The sequence below is a fragment of the Romboutsia sp. 1001713B170207_170306_H8 genome (assembly GCF_015550495.1).
Lineage (GTDB): Bacteria > Bacillota > Clostridia > Peptostreptococcales > Peptostreptococcaceae > Romboutsia_E.
Genome location: NZ_JADNAX010000005.1, coordinates 207,054 through 221,704 on the forward strand (window position 1 = coordinate 207,054; position 14,651 = coordinate 221,704).

The 14,651-nt window shown below is 26.4% G+C and carries 19 protein-coding genes and 1 other RNA gene; 6 read left to right on the forward strand and 14 right to left on the reverse strand.

The window, feature by feature from the left end; translation table 11 throughout:
• The first annotated feature begins 68 nt into the window (after positions 1-68).
• Positions 69-974, forward strand: a complete 906-nt coding sequence (locus I2A66_RS11680) for a selenium metabolism-associated LysR family transcriptional regulator (protein ID WP_122640228.1) — start codon at positions 69-71, stop codon at positions 972-974.
• 43 nt (positions 975-1,017) lie between these two features.
• On the opposite strand, the gene I2A66_RS11685 is transcribed toward I2A66_RS11680, so the two are convergent.
• Genes I2A66_RS11685 through pdxR form a run of 3 tightly spaced genes read right to left on the reverse strand, consistent with a single transcriptional unit; the run spans position 1,018 to position 4,088 of the window.
• Positions 1,018-2,409: an aminopeptidase gene (locus I2A66_RS11685; RefSeq protein ID WP_122640227.1), complete on the reverse strand. Its 1,392-nt coding sequence runs from the start codon at positions 2,407-2,409 to the stop codon at positions 1,018-1,020.
• Between the two features lie 33 nt (positions 2,410-2,442).
• Positions 2,443-2,652 (reverse strand): DUF896 domain-containing protein, encoded by a 210-nt coding sequence (locus I2A66_RS11690; RefSeq protein WP_122640226.1) that lies wholly within the window; start codon positions 2,650-2,652, stop codon positions 2,443-2,445.
• Between the two features lie 23 nt (positions 2,653-2,675).
• Positions 2,676-4,088 (reverse strand): MocR-like pyridoxine biosynthesis transcription factor PdxR, encoded by a 1,413-nt coding sequence (gene pdxR / locus I2A66_RS11695; RefSeq protein WP_195251712.1) that lies wholly within the window; start codon positions 4,086-4,088, stop codon positions 2,676-2,678.
• Positions 4,089-4,229: 141 nt separating this feature from the next.
• Between pdxR and I2A66_RS11700 the strand changes: the two genes are divergently transcribed.
• Entirely contained in the window at positions 4,230-5,567 is a 1,338-nt protein-coding gene (locus tag I2A66_RS11700) for a polysaccharide biosynthesis protein (RefSeq protein ID WP_122640224.1), read from the forward strand.
• Positions 5,564-6,223, forward strand: coding sequence for a hypothetical protein (locus tag I2A66_RS11705; RefSeq protein ID WP_147515689.1), 660 nt, complete (start codon positions 5,564-5,566; stop codon positions 6,221-6,223). Before I2A66_RS11700 ends, I2A66_RS11705 begins: the two co-directional genes overlap by 4 nt.
• A 62-nt stretch (positions 6,224-6,285) precedes the next feature.
• On the opposite strand, the gene I2A66_RS11710 is transcribed toward I2A66_RS11705, so the two are convergent.
• Complete coding sequence (locus I2A66_RS11710; RefSeq protein ID WP_243113391.1) at positions 6,286-7,482, reverse strand: hypothetical protein; 1,197 nt, start codon at positions 7,480-7,482, stop codon at positions 6,286-6,288.
• Between the two features lie 188 nt (positions 7,483-7,670).
• On the opposite strand from I2A66_RS11710, the gene I2A66_RS11715 reads away from it, so the two are divergent.
• Positions 7,671-8,684, forward strand: a complete 1,014-nt coding sequence (locus I2A66_RS11715; protein ID WP_122640222.1) for a hypothetical protein — start codon at positions 7,671-7,673, stop codon at positions 8,682-8,684.
• A 32-nt stretch (positions 8,685-8,716) separates the two neighbouring features.
• On the opposite strand, the gene ssrS is transcribed toward I2A66_RS11715, so the two are convergent.
• A non-coding RNA gene (gene ssrS, locus I2A66_RS11720) (6S RNA) lies at positions 8,717-8,900 on the reverse strand.
• A gap of 139 nt (positions 8,901-9,039) precedes the next feature.
• The gene (locus I2A66_RS11725; RefSeq protein WP_243113390.1) at positions 9,040-9,849 is read right to left on the reverse strand and encodes a hypothetical protein; all 810 of its coding nucleotides are present in this window, start codon (positions 9,847-9,849) and stop codon (positions 9,040-9,042) included.
• A 215-nt stretch (positions 9,850-10,064) separates the two neighbouring features.
• Here I2A66_RS11725 and I2A66_RS11730 point away from each other — a divergent pair, with 215 nt between their 5' ends.
• Entirely contained in the window at positions 10,065-10,469 is a 405-nt protein-coding gene (locus I2A66_RS11730) for a hypothetical protein (RefSeq protein WP_122640221.1), read from the forward strand.
• Between the two features lie 42 nt (positions 10,470-10,511).
• Here the strand turns inward: I2A66_RS11730 and I2A66_RS11735 are convergent, their stop codons facing one another.
• The 7 genes from I2A66_RS11735 to I2A66_RS11765 all read right to left on the reverse strand — a co-directional run bounded on the left by I2A66_RS11735 (position 10,512) and on the right by I2A66_RS11765 (position 13,923).
• Entirely contained in the window at positions 10,512-11,525 is a 1,014-nt protein-coding gene (locus tag I2A66_RS11735; protein ID WP_122640220.1) for a LacI family DNA-binding transcriptional regulator, read from the reverse strand.
• 237 nt (positions 11,526-11,762) lie between these two features.
• Positions 11,763-11,957: a hypothetical protein gene (locus I2A66_RS11740; protein WP_122640219.1), complete on the reverse strand. Its 195-nt coding sequence runs from the start codon at positions 11,955-11,957 to the stop codon at positions 11,763-11,765.
• A gap of 123 nt (positions 11,958-12,080) precedes the next feature.
• Entirely contained in the window at positions 12,081-12,260 is a 180-nt protein-coding gene (locus I2A66_RS11745) for a hypothetical protein (protein ID WP_122640218.1), read from the reverse strand.
• 196 nt (positions 12,261-12,456) lie between these two features.
• Positions 12,457-12,690 (reverse strand): hypothetical protein, encoded by a 234-nt coding sequence (locus tag I2A66_RS11750; protein WP_164489049.1) that lies wholly within the window; start codon positions 12,688-12,690, stop codon positions 12,457-12,459.
• A gap of 170 nt (positions 12,691-12,860) precedes the next feature.
• Entirely contained in the window at positions 12,861-13,082 is a 222-nt protein-coding gene (locus tag I2A66_RS11755; protein WP_122640217.1) for a hypothetical protein, read from the reverse strand.
• Between the two features lie 161 nt (positions 13,083-13,243).
• On the reverse strand, positions 13,244-13,447 hold the full coding sequence (locus tag I2A66_RS11760) for a hypothetical protein (RefSeq protein ID WP_122640216.1): 204 nt from the start codon (positions 13,445-13,447) through the stop codon (positions 13,244-13,246).
• A gap of 44 nt (positions 13,448-13,491) precedes the next feature.
• Positions 13,492-13,923 carry a hypothetical protein gene (locus I2A66_RS11765; RefSeq protein ID WP_122640215.1) on the reverse strand — a complete coding sequence of 144 codons (432 nt, stop codon included), beginning with the start codon at positions 13,921-13,923 and terminating at the stop codon, positions 13,492-13,494.
• Positions 13,924-14,065: 142 nt separating this feature from the next.
• Here I2A66_RS11765 and acpP point away from each other — a divergent pair, with 142 nt between their 5' ends.
• Entirely contained in the window at positions 14,066-14,293 is a 228-nt protein-coding gene (gene acpP / locus I2A66_RS11770; RefSeq protein WP_147515687.1) for an acyl carrier protein, read from the forward strand.
• A gap of 83 nt (positions 14,294-14,376) precedes the next feature.
• Here acpP and I2A66_RS11775 read toward each other — a convergent pair whose 3' ends face one another.
• Positions 14,377-14,598 carry a hypothetical protein gene (locus I2A66_RS11775; RefSeq protein WP_122640213.1) on the reverse strand — a complete coding sequence of 74 codons (222 nt, stop codon included), beginning with the start codon at positions 14,596-14,598 and terminating at the stop codon, positions 14,377-14,379.
• Between the last annotated feature and the right edge of the window lie 53 nt (positions 14,599-14,651).

Here is a 14,651-nt window from a genome sequence, read left to right on the forward strand (position 1 = left end):
TTTAAAAGGTTAATTGCTTTTTGCTTATGATATAATATATTTAATATTAAATCTCAGGAGGTATTTATATGGACTTTAAACAACTTGAGGTCTTTGTATCAGTTGTTAAACATGAAAGCTTTTCAAAAGCAGCCAGAGAATTGTTTCTTACTCAACCTACAGTAAGTTCTCATATTCAAAACTTAGAAAAAGAATTAAATACAGTATTATTAAATAGAAATAATAAAACAATTAAACTTACAGAGTCTGGAGAGATACTTTATAAACACGCTATATATATTCTTAATAATTGTAAGCAAGCTATTTGTGACATAAAAGAATACTCTGGTAAAATAGAAGGTTTAATTGATATAGCTTGTAGTTCTATTCCTGAAACTTATATACTGCCTGGATTTATGAAATCATTTATAAATGATTTTCCACATGTACAATTTAGTATAAATCATTATGATTCACAATATGCTATATCAGAAATTTTAAATGAAAGAATTAGCTTTGGATTTGTTGGAGTTAAACCGAGTAATACCCAAATTGAGTCAATAAAAATATTAAATGATGAACTAGTTTTAATAACTTCTAAAAATTTAAATGTAAAAAATGAAAATGGATACATTGGTATTAATGAGTTGTCTAACTTTAAATTTATTATGAGAAAAGATGGTTCTGCTACTAGAGGATTAATTTTAGATACATTAAAAGAAAATAACTTTTCATATAATAACTTAAATGTTATTGCTCATGTAGAATCAAATGAGTCAATTAAGGAGATGGTTAAACTTGGATTAGGTGTATCTTTTGTGTCGTATATGTCTGCTATAGACTATATAAATGATAATAAGCTTAATTTCTATAGATTAAAAAACATAAAATTTAATAGGAATTTCTATTTTATATATTCTAAACAAAAAGTTCTTACACCACTTGAAAATAGATTTATAAATGAACTATATAATTATTTTAATATAGATAAATAAAGAACTTTAAAATGAATATCAATTCATTTTAAAGTTCTTTATTTTATAATTTTATTTTTTCAAAAAATGCTTTGTATCCTTTGTAAGTTTCATATAAGTCGACTTTTGATATAACCTCATATGGTGCATGCATACTTAGAACTCCTACTCCACAATCTACTACTTCAGCTCCGTAGTTTGCTAACATATAAGCAATTGTTCCACCGCCACCTTGGTCAACTTTTCCAAGTTCACCCGTTTGCCAAATTACATTTGCATTATCAAATACAGTTCTGACATCTGCTAAAAACTCTGCATTTGCATCATTACATCCGCTTTTACCTCTAGCACCAGTATATTTTATTAAAACTACTCCATTACCTGCATAAGCAGAATTTCTTTTATCATATGCATTTGGAAAATTAGGATCATACGCAGCAGAAACATCTGCCGATAATACCTTAGACTTGGCTAAAGCTCTTTTTAATTTTAAGTCCGAATAGTTTTCTTCTAACTCTATAAGCTCTGCTATAATATTTTCAAAAAATCTAGATTGCATACCAGTATTACCGTTTGATCCTACTTCTTCCTTATCTGCACATAATGTTACTACAGTATAATCTACTTCTTCTATATCAAATATAGATGTTATAGCAGCGTATGTACATACTCTGTCATCATGACCATATGAAATGATCATAGATTTATCTAATCCTAAATCTCTAGCTTTTCCAGCAGGTACAATTTCAAATTCTGCTGTTAAAAAATCTTCTTCTATCATCCCATATTTTTCATTTAATATGTTTAATATATTATTAACTATACCTTCTTGTTCTTCAGTTGGTATACTTCCTATTAATAAATTTAAATCTTCACCCTTTATAGCTTCAGATATTTTCTTTTGATTTTGATCTGATGATAAATGTGGAAGAATATCTGTTATACAAAATACAGGATCATCTTCATCTTCGCCTATGCATATATCAACCTTCTTACCATCTTTAAGTATTACTACACCATGTAAAGATAATGGTAATGCTAACCATTGGTATTTTTTTATTCCTCCATAATAATGAGTTTTCAATAAACCTAAATTAGCTTCTTGATATAATGGATTTGCTTTTAAGTCAATTCTAGGTGCATCAATATGGCTTCCTATTATCCTCATTCCTCTTTCAAGAGGATTTTTTCCTATTATAAATAAACAAACACCTTTGTCTTTATTATTTGCATATATTTTATCTCCTGATTTTATACTACCTCTAGTAATAGCATCCTCTAACGATATATAACCATTTTCTTTAGCTTGCTTTATAATTTCTTTAGCACAACTTCTTTCAGTCTTAGACTTATTTAAAAAATCTATATATCCTTTACTATAATTCATAACCTCTTCTAAAGTGTTATTTTTTGTATGAATTTTCCATGCATTTTTAGCTTCATATTTTATCTCCATTTTACCCCTCCTATTTTTACCCTTTTAGCTATATTAATTTTTTTTAGCTTTCATATGCTCTTCATATTCTTCTGGTGATACTACCTTTACACTATCTAATCTTGATCTAAAATGTGCTCTGAAGTTAGCTAAGTACTCTTGTCTTAATATTTCTCTTTCTTTCTTTTCTTCTTCAGTTAAACCTTCATTTTTATTTTTTTTAGCTAATTCATTTATCCTATCTATTTTCTTTTGATCAAACATTTTTGCCTCCTAAATTTTATCTGTTAGTAAAATATTTTATTACTTCTTAACTCTATTTTGTTTTTAAATCTATCAAAAAATTCTTCTAAATTTTCACTTATTATAGATATTCCCTTTTCTAAATCTGCTATACTTGCATTTGCTATATTTATCCTAAAAAATCTATCATCTATTATATTGTCAAAAAAATAAGTCCCCGGAGTTACAGATACACCTTTTTCAAGCATAAATTCATAAAAATCTTGGGATAAATATCCCCTCGGTAACTCTATAAAAAAGTTTATACCTCCATTAGATTTTCTTAATTTTAATTTATCACTTAAATTATCTTCAATTAACTTTTTAGCAGCTTTATATTTTTCACTATATATTTTATCTATTGATTTTAAATAATTATCCCAATCAAAATATTCCATATAATAGTACATTGATTTTTGTATAAGTCCTGGTGTTGATATATCTGAAGAATATTTTGCCCAAAGTATTTCTCTTTGAATCTCATTAGGTATTTCAACTATACCAATTCTAAGACCTGGCATAAGTATTTTTGAAAAACTTTTTATATAAATAACTCTATTTTTATCATCATAACTTCTAATAGTCTTATTATCTTCTGATTCAAAATTAAAGTCACTTATAAAATCATCTTCTAATATATAAAAATCATGTTCTTCTGCTAATTCTATTAATTTTTTCTTTTTATAAGAAGAGTAAGATACCCCAGTTGGATTTTGAAAATTAGGCATTGCATAAATTAGTTTTGGTTTTATCTTTTCTAACTTTAGCTTAAGTATTCCAATATCAATTCCGTCATCAAGCATAGGAATAGATATTATCTTTGCACCTCTACTTTTAAAAACTTCTATAGCCCCATTATATGTTGGTTCTTCCACAAAAACTACATCTGAATAGTTTATAAGCCCCTTACAGACTATATCAATTCCCTGTTGTGCTCCAGATATTATCTGTATACTATCTTTATTTGTTTGTATTGACCTTTTATTTAAATATTCAGCTATTTTTTCTCTTAAGTCTTCACTTCCTAAACCCTCATCATACTCAAAAATTGATGAACCTTCATTGATTAATGCCATGTTTATAGCTTCTTTAAAGTCATCTATTGGAAATATATCTGTTGATGGATTTCCACTATCAAAATGTATTATATCCTTCTCTGTAGTTTTTTTCTTAAATTTCCTATTAGATGCGAAAGTTCCACTTCCAACTACTTTATATATGTATCCTTCATGTTCTAATAATTCATATACTTTTACAATAGTTGAATTATTCACGCCTATACTATTTGCTAATTTTCTTATTGGTGGTAACTTTTCATAATCCTTTATTTTTTTTTCTATTATTAGATTCTTTATATGATTATAAATTTGTAAGTATTTACTAGAGGTATTATTTATATCTAAAATATATTTTTCCATTATCATCACCATCTATCATACATTATATAGTATGTATATATAATACCAAAGTTTAGATGAAATGGAAAAATTAAATTTTACAAAGATTAATTATTTTTTAATTATCTTATGAATATATTTAAACATAAGGGGGGTGATTAATTGAGAATACCTAACCTCTTGTTATCAACGATTATATTATTCATATCAAATTTTATTGTAAGGATTCTCGGTTTTTTATATAAAATATTCTTATCCAACACTATGGGCGAAACCGGTTTAGGTATATATCACATGATATTTAATTTTTTAATGATTTGTTTAGCTCTTACTACAACAGGTATACCTACATCTCTTAGTTGTTTAGTCGCTAAAAGAAAGGCACTAAAAAACAATCATGAATTAAATACATTATTTATATCTACATTATACGTGGCATTTATAATTTCATTTGCAATTTCATTATTTATATCTTTCAGTAGTAAATTTATCTCTCTCAAATTGCTTAATGATAAAGATTTAAATTTATTTGTACTCTCAATCTGCCCTGCAGTTGTAATAATAACTATTTCAAATATAATAAGAGGATACTATTATGGAATAAAAAAAGTTACTATACCTGCATTAGGCCAAATTCTAGAACAAGTAAGTAAAATTTTATTCGTATGTTTATTATGTATGTATATAAAGGATAAAGCATTTAATTGTTACATTGCTTTATTAGGTATATCTATAGGTGAAGGTACTAATGTATTATTTATGACCATATGCTTATATAAAAATAATGATTTATCAAAAAATTATACAATAAATATAAATGATTTCATTAATTCTTCAATAGAAACTCTAAAGTTTTCTTTACCAATTACATGTAATCGTATGTCAAATGTATTGTTGCAATCTATAAGCTCAATGATGGTTCCATCTAGATTAGTATTAGCAGGTATTTCTTATTCAAGTGCTTTAAGCATGTATGGAATTATTAGTGGTATGGTTATACCATTTGTTTATCTTCCATTTACTGTTGGCTCTGCATTAGTTGTAAATTTAATCCCCAGTATCTCACAAGAAATAGCACTAAACAAATATAAAAATGTTTTTAAAAAAATAAAGTATTCATTACTACTTACAATTGCTGTTGGAATTTCATCTTCATTACTTTTTTATTTCTTTGGTGAAGAAATATGCTTAATTGTATTTAAAAATAAAATAGCTGGAGACTACTTAAAATCAATGTGCTTAGCTCCTTTATTTTTATCATTAAACCAAACTCTTTCAGGTATTTTACATTCTATAAGAAAAGAATTTGAATCTAGCGTAAATACGATTTTAGGAATGGTTATTCAATTAATAGCTCTCTACTTCTTGCTTCCAATACCTAATTTAAATATATACGCTTACATATATATAATGACTGCTGTTTCTATATTTACCTGTATATTACATAGTGTAGTTTTAATTAATGCTATAAAAAACCTTAAAATTAGGAGGATAAGATGAGTAAAACTAATTCTGACATAAAACCTTTTTATATTTATACTAGTAATGATAAACTTTATATAAAAAATATAAATGAACATACTGAAAAATTATCAAATAACATTTATACTTATTGTGCAAATATTGATTCTCAAAAAAGAATTCATATTTGTTCTATAGATACAACAGGAAGATTAATTCACTTTTTTAATAATAATAGAGGATATTGGAAGAAAACTGCTATCTGTAAAGCATTTAATAATACAAAAAATATTAAAGATATGAGACTTTATATAATAAATAATTACTTAAACTTATTTGTTGTTGAAGAAAGCTCTCTTGATGAAAATATTTATAAAGTATCACATTTTAATTTTTGCCCAGGAAATACTAAGATATCAAAGCATGATATCAACAATATTGTAAAAGATAAAGGACATATTTATAAATTAAACATAGATGATTTATCAAATATTGTCTTTGAGTATAAGGCTTTAAATATTTCTACTAGAGGTGAGTCTAATAATAATACTATTATATTTAATAGTCAATCTAGATTATGGCTAACCCCTAATACATTACTTAGAGATATTAACTATACTTCTAATAATCAAAGTAAATCAAATATTCGTGATGATATATTTGAGTATTGTTATAGTATAAAATATAAAAAATAATATTATATCAAAGATGGTGAACCTAAAATTAGGTTCACCATTTGATTTATACACTATCAAATTTATTTATAAGTTTTTTTACATGTGTTGCATCCATTTGTTGATGTTGTAGATTCACCTGATTGTGTAGATGTAACTGAATCTACACATTGTGTAAAGTCACATAATTTAGAGTAATTATCTACAACTCTAGGAGAAACTTGAGTTGGTGATGCTAATACAACAATTCTCTCGTTTACTAATATACTTACAACCTCTTGCAAGCAAAGTACCACATCTATACCATTAGGTATATCTAAATTATAATAACATTCACAATCAGAAACTTCTACTAAACATAAATATGCTTTTCCAACACAATCAACTGTTAAACTAACTTGATAATCTTGTCTTAATGTAACTGGTCTTCCACTAGCTGGTAAACAACATGATGCTGCAAACGTATTATATGGGAATTGAACTTCTGAGACTCTTTGTAAGCATCCACTTGGAGTTCTAACTGCTGGATATGCCAATGCTATTATTTCTGTACATCCACATTTACCTCTTAGTTCTAATACCAAATCTTTTACAGTTGCAACTAATCCTTTTTGTTTATATGCAACAGATTGACCTTTTTTCTTTTCACAGCAAGTTGTATTTGTATCTCCACATACCTTATATTCAAAAGTTGTATCACAAAGCCCTCTATCATCTGAACATGTTTTAACTACGTTAAAATCTTCTAATCTAGGATCTTCTGATTCTATATCTATTGAGCAGTAGTTCATACATACTTTTTCAATAGTTACACTTACTGGACCTGTTCTTGGAACTGGACCTCTAACTTCAGCAACTTCAATATCATACACCAATGGACCTTGTAAGCTCATTCCATCTGTAAGTGTTTGGAAAACTATACTATCAAATACTCTGTTAGTTTCAATAGCAACTGGTATACTATTACTAGTTGAAAATGTTGATGGAACTATTGGAGTACAACATTCCTCAGAACAAGGATTATTTACACAATTGTCAGATTCAACTTCACATGGTTCACAATCTTCATGATGATGGTGATGATGATGACATTCGCATTCACAGTCACATTCGTGTTCATGTTCATGTTCGCATTCTTTTGGACATGGATTACAATTATCGCTGTGTTTTGGTCTATAAACCCTCTCTAAATCGTCGCTCATTTCTTCTATTTCAGGGTTGTTGACTGCATTCATATGTTTATTAATCATTTTTCTTTTATTCTTTCTAAGATCTTGCATTTCTCATTGTCCTCCCCTTAAATGATTTCTCAATGCCTCGGCTTTACTAGCCTAATTAATATTATGCAGTTTAACTATCTTTTGTGACTTGCCTTAACCTAAAGATAACAATAAAGTAGAATAAAACTTTTTTTTGTAAATATATATATAGTGTGAATATTTTCTTATAAATTAAGTAGGAGGTATATATGAGTTTTATTAATAAATGCTCAACAATAATTAGACGTTCTTCTAAGGATATGTTTTTTATTACCTTTGATAAAGATATATCTTATAATTACTATGATAAAAATAACGAGTTTCTTTTTTCAAAGAAATTGATACGTAATAATTCTATTGATTCTGCAAATTGCTTTTTTAATTTAGATAAATTTGATAATGTATATGGTATTTATAATGATGGAGCTCTAAAAATTTTAACTTCACAAAGTGGATCTTCTAATTTTACGCAAAAAGAGCTCTTAAAATACAATTCTAAAAAGTTTGGTATTTGTTTCCCATATATAAATATTACCAGAAATGATACACATATTTTATACTATGTTTATAATCATAATTCTGCCAATACTTGTGCTCTATTTCATCATTTCAAACATAATGATGTATGGACTGAAAATAAGATAGATTTTATAAATCATATTATTTTAGATAATTTTATTGTTATTTGGAGCTATGATTCCCCTAGCGTATTTTATTTTAATTTAGTAAATGGAATTGAAGAAGTTTTTTTATCTAGATTTAATAAAAGCACACTGACATGGTCCTCACCTGTTCAAATAACTAACTCTAGAAAAAATAAAATTTACTTAAATGTATTGAAAGATAGCATGAATTTTTATCACTTAACATTCTGTGAGAATTTAGATAACGGATACTCTGTAAAATATTTAAACGGTTATTTAAATGATACTTCATTTGATACAGATATATCAACTTATATAACAGGTCCTTCTACATGTATGTATCCTTCTTTTTTAAAAAAAGATTCAACTTTATATTTAATGTGGGTCAATTTTGGAAAATTACATACAAGTTATTCTAAAGATTTAGGAAAAAGCTGGAGTGAACATGAAATTGATGAATATAGTGTTGAAAATGATTTTATGAGAGCTAACTTTTTTTCAAATTATAAAGATGATTTACCTTACAACGTTAATACAGTATTTACAAGTATAGATGATGTAGGAATTTTAGGATTTTAAATAAAAAAGTGTTGCTATAGAGCAACACTTTTTTTAATCCCAAAACACCGGTGGCCCTATAAATTCAGACCCGAGATACTCCCAGGTGGGTGACCTGCTAAATACTTTTAATTTCCCTATGTATGTTAGGGCATATTAGCTGGATTTAGACTCGATCTCCCGTTTAAACTTTGTCGGTTGAATTTAAGAAAGCCTTATCGAATGCTTCAGGATTTATATTATTATTATATAATAAATATAAAAATTTTAAAAGAGGTTTTATATAGTAATTTAAATAATATTGTGAATTAATTCCTACTTTTTCTTTCTTATCCATATTATGTAATTCATACGATTAGATTTAATTTTTTATAAATTAATCGTCTTCATCAGTATCTATATATTCATATTGTTCTTCATCTTCATATTCATCAAATTCTTCGTAACTATCTTCTTCGAAATCATAATCATCTTCTTCATCTTCATAAGATAATCCATCATCATCACCACGTAATAAATTACCTAATAATTTCAGATTACTTATACTTCCTAAGTTATTTATATCAGCCAATGAACTTAAGCTAAATCCACCCTCTCCAAAATCATCAGGTAAAAATAGTTCTGCAAATAAGTCAATCTTTTTCTTTATATCAATAGCTTTTTCTACAGACTCTTTTCTTTTTTCTGGGAAAACCTCTATAATTTCTCTTATCATCATATTTTTTTTATCTTCTTCATCCATTGTTCTAAAAAAATTACTTTCTTCTAAATCATCAGATATATCTATAGCACTTAATTTTTTAATTCCTTTTACTAAATCTAGTAAGCTTTCTATTTTTATAAGAATTTTTTTTTCATCTCGTGACATGTATTTTTTTGTTCTAGTTATGATTTCCATGCCTCTATCTAAATCCTCGTCACTTAATTCCATTAATTTTAACCCCTTACTTATATCATTCATATTAAACTTAAATATATCGTCATTATCACTTGTCGAATTATTATTTTGTTTTCTTCTTCTTTTTATTTTAGTATTAGAATTATGATTATTCTTATTTTTAACTTTAGGCGTCCTACTAGTGGAATTACTTTCTGATGATTTTTTAGATTTATTTTTATTATCAAATAATGATATGTTACCATTACTTAATGCTAGCATTCCAAGTATTAATAGTAGATTATTCAATACAAGTCACCCCTTAAACTATACTACTCCCTCATATATAAACTATGTTTTATTTGATCTTATTGTTACTTTTTTTTATTTAAATTGCATATATATTATCTATAATAAATTTTATTTATTATAGATTTTAAATTTATACTCACCACTTTAACAATATTTCTATATATAAATAATATGAATTATAGACTATAGATATTATAGAAAGGAGCATATTTATGAAAAAAGTAGATCCTAAAACTCTAGAGCAAATGGCTAAAGAAAAAAATATTGATAAAGATAAAATCGAAAAAATTGCAAATGACTATAAAGGAAAATCTGAAAATGAACTTATTGATGAATTGGTTAAAATAGGAAAAACATTAGAAGGGAAAGAGGAGGTTATTTCTAAATTTAAAACATTCCTAGATGAAAACCAAAGAAAAAAATTAGACACTATTATGAACAAAATTTCTGAAGCAGAAGTTCAAGATAAACTTGATCATAAAAAAACAAAACATAAAAAATCCAATAATTCACACTCTAAAGAATTGCAATCTGATGGAAGTGTTGCCCCTAAGACTAAAAAAACTAAGAAAGTAAAAAAAGTTGTTAAAAAAACTAAAAAATCACCTTCTAATTAAATAAAAAAGGCTAGGTTAAATTATTTTAACCTAGCTTTTTTATTATCTTCTTTCGATAACACTTTCTCTTTCTTCTATTCTATATGGTAATTCTATTTTCTTTTCATTTAATTCTTCTTTATTTATCATCTTTATAACCATTCTTATAGCAACTGCCCCCATATCATATAATGGCTGATGTACTGTTGTTAATTTAGGTCTATACATCTTAGCTATCTTTACATCATTAAATCCAGCTACAGATATATCTTCTGGAACTCTATATCCAGCATCACAAATAGCATTTATAGCTCCTATAGCAGCCTCATCCCCTGTTACAAATGCCGCATGAGGTATAATTCCCTCTTCTAGCATTTCTTTCATACTTTTATAACCACCTTCATAAGTAGTAGTTCCATGTTTTATTAATTTTTCATTTAAATTAATATTTCTTTCACTTAGTGCTTTTTCGTACCCAGTCAGTCTTTCTCTTTCTAGTATAGTATCATCTTGACTAGTCATAATAAATGCTATTTTTTCATGACCTTTATCTAAAAGGTATTTTGTCATATCATACGTAGCATCTATATTACTTGTACTTACAGTATATATATCATAATCTCTTGCAGTCTTACTTATGTAGCATGCTGGTATTCCACATCTTTGCATATAATCAACATGCTCTTCTTCTACTTTCCATGATATCATTACAATACCTTCAACTTGCTTGGCTCTTAATAGATTTATACTCTTTAGCTCCTGCTCTTTATCTGAATATGTATTAGCTAAAAGTATCTCATAATCATACATTTTTGCAATTTCTTCTACCCCATTTAGTATTTCATTTGCAAAGGAATCTGACACCTCTGGGATTATTACTCCTATTAATTGACTTTTTTTAGTTACTAAACTTCTAGCTAATGGATTTGGAATATATCCAGTTTCTTTTATTACATCTAGAACTTTTTGTTTTACCTCATCTGTTACCGGCTTTGAATCATTTATAACTCTTGATACAGTGGATATTGATACGCCCGCTTTTTTTGCTACATCTTTTATTGTTATATTACTTTTCATATAAAGCCTCCTATCTTAAATTTATTTAAATTAAATGCGAATATTCAAAATTAAATATTTACTAGTTAACTATTAATTCTACCACAAAGTTTTTTTTTTATAAATATGTTTTCATTCATATTTTCCCATATTATAAATTTATTTATGTAATATTCCCTCAGTATTATAAATAATATCTTATAAAAACAAAAGTGCTGGTATATTATACCAACACTCCTAGATTAATTAATTTCTATTTTAGCAGCCACATCCTCCATCATCGAAGAATCCACCGCAAGAGCAAGTTATTAATAATAAGATTAAGAATGGAATCCAAGCAATTATATCTATATCTTCCCAACAATCACCAAATGCTAAGAATAAGAAGAATAGAACTATAATCCACCATGCTCCTGAAAAACATCCACCATCTCCAAATAATCTACTGAACATAACAAAGTCCTCCCATTTAAAAAATTTTAATTAAACTATAAGCTTAATTAATGGCTAGGGTCATATGACTTTTATCTAACCACCTAATACTTTATTGTATGAAATTCTATCTAAAATGTTACTCTAGTCAAACATTCCACCACAGCTGCAAAGTATTAATAGAACTATTAAGAATGGTATCCAAGCCATTATATCTATATCTACCCAGCTATCACCAAATGCTAAGAATAAGAAGAATAATACTATTATCCACCATGCTCCTGCTCCAAAAAATCCACCGTCTCCAAAAAGTCTTTCTAACATCTTTATGTTACCTCCTGTTGATATATTGAGCTTTCGCTCTTAACATATAATATGCAGGTTGTATTATTTGTGATAATATTTAATGGTATTTTTTATTAAATACTTTTTTAGTAATTTAATATAAATTTTCTTATTCAAAATAAATTGTATATAAAAATTATGGAGCTATTTTCATAGCTCCATAATTTTTATATATTTAGCAGTTACAATCATAATTACTATTATCTAAACATCCAAAATCATCGCCACAACCTATCCCATTACATGAACAAACAATTAGTAATAGGATTAGGAATGGAATCCAGTCTGTTATACATATTTCAGCCCAACATTCTTGGAACGCTAAGAATAAGAAGAATAATATAATTATCCACCATCCTCCTCCACCGCATCCCATAGTTTCAAATAATCTACTTAATTTACTACTCATACAACCTCCCCCTTACTTATCGGTTATAATTATGTAAGTACTAAGTTGTCAAAGTAATAGCACTTCTTTTATATACTATGCAATAATCAAAAAAGTGTTATCATTTTTTAATATATAGTTTATTTATATACAATAAAAAGAGGTCATCACTTGACCCCTCCTTTTTTTAATTAGCAGCATCCACATCCGCCATCAAAATCAAGATTGCTTATGACTAATATTATTAATATTATCCATATTAAAGCATTATCTTCACAGAATATAAAATCTAATAAGTCATCTCCTAATAAAAGTATCACTAATAATATTATTAATATTATTCCTCCACCTCCAAATAATCCGTCTCCAAAGCAACCTCCAAATAAACGAGTTAATTTATCTTGACTAGACATCTTTATACCCCCTGTGTTAATTTTTATAGGTTTTTATTTACCTATTTAATGAATAATATGATTTATAATACTAAATTGTTACATTTTGTCTAATATTTTTATATTTATTTAAAGGCAATAAAAAAAGAAATCTAATCGATTTCTTTAAATAAATTATTAAATTAGCAACAATTATCATCAAAATTAAATAACAATAGAATTATTAAAATTATCCAAATCCATACACTATCATCATCAAAAAAGTCATCTAATAAATCTGTTCCAATCAATAAAAATACTATAACAATTATTAATAATACCCCTCCACTAAAAAGGCCATCATTGCCTCCCAAAAAGCGAGATAAAGTATCTTCTAGTTTCGCCATGACCTTTCCCTCCTTAATAAGTAAAAGGTTAAATTTTGCTTTAACTAAATATATGTTTTAGCTGACAAATAAGTTACTTCTATAAAAGTTTTATTTATTAGTTTATTTAACTCTTCCTCACTAAGTTTATTGTATTTGTCTACATCACTTAAATATTTTTCCTTTTCTTTAGAGTTTGAGATACTATATATTAAACTGTCTATTGATTTTATTCTATAGCTTTTATAGTCGCTAATTAAAAACGATGTCTTAGAGTTCTCTATTCCTTTCTTTAAGCTAATTAATCTTGATATGTATTCATCTTTATTATCTTGTACTACATCCTCTTTTTCAATTACATCTGATAATACCCTATTACTTTCAACTATGTAATTTTTCATCTTTTGCATATCTAATGTTATAGAGTTATAGTATAAATTTGCTAATACGATAATAAAAACACATATAGATGATAATACTAGTCCTATATACTTCATAACAATTCCTCCTATGTTATATTTGTATAATTTATATTCATATTTTAAAACTTTATTACTTTTTATTAATTGCATATTGAAAAAATTTTCATATTATATTAAACTACAATTAAAATTAAGAAACCGTTTAGGAGGTCTAATCATGTTTGAAAAAATAAGAGATATAATTGCCGATCAATTAGGTATAGATAATGTAGATGAACTAACATTAGAAACTTCTCTAAAAGAAGACTTAGATGCAGACTCTTTAGATGCCGTTGAAGTTATAATGGCCCTTGAAGACGAGTTTGGTATAGATATACCTGATGAAGAAGCTGAAAACATGAAAACTATAGGTGATATATGCCACTATATAGAAGAAAACAAGTAATTTACATAAAAAAACCTTTTAATTAATAATTTAATTAAAAGGTTTTTTTATATTTCAATAAAAATATAAGATTAAATATCTTTTTAATAACAGCAATCACAATCATCATCAGAATTATTATTTAATAAAAATAAAACAAACACTATTAATACAATCCATATCAAAACATTGTTTTGTTCGAAAAAATCACCACAATTATTACCTGAAAGTGCAAAAAATATTACTACACCAAATATTAAAAATAATATCATTGGGTTGTCATCAATAAAATCAAAACCTCTTACAAGGTCACTTATTTGGCTCATATTTTACCTCCTTAAGTATGTATATATAATTTCTCTAATATATATATGCTATC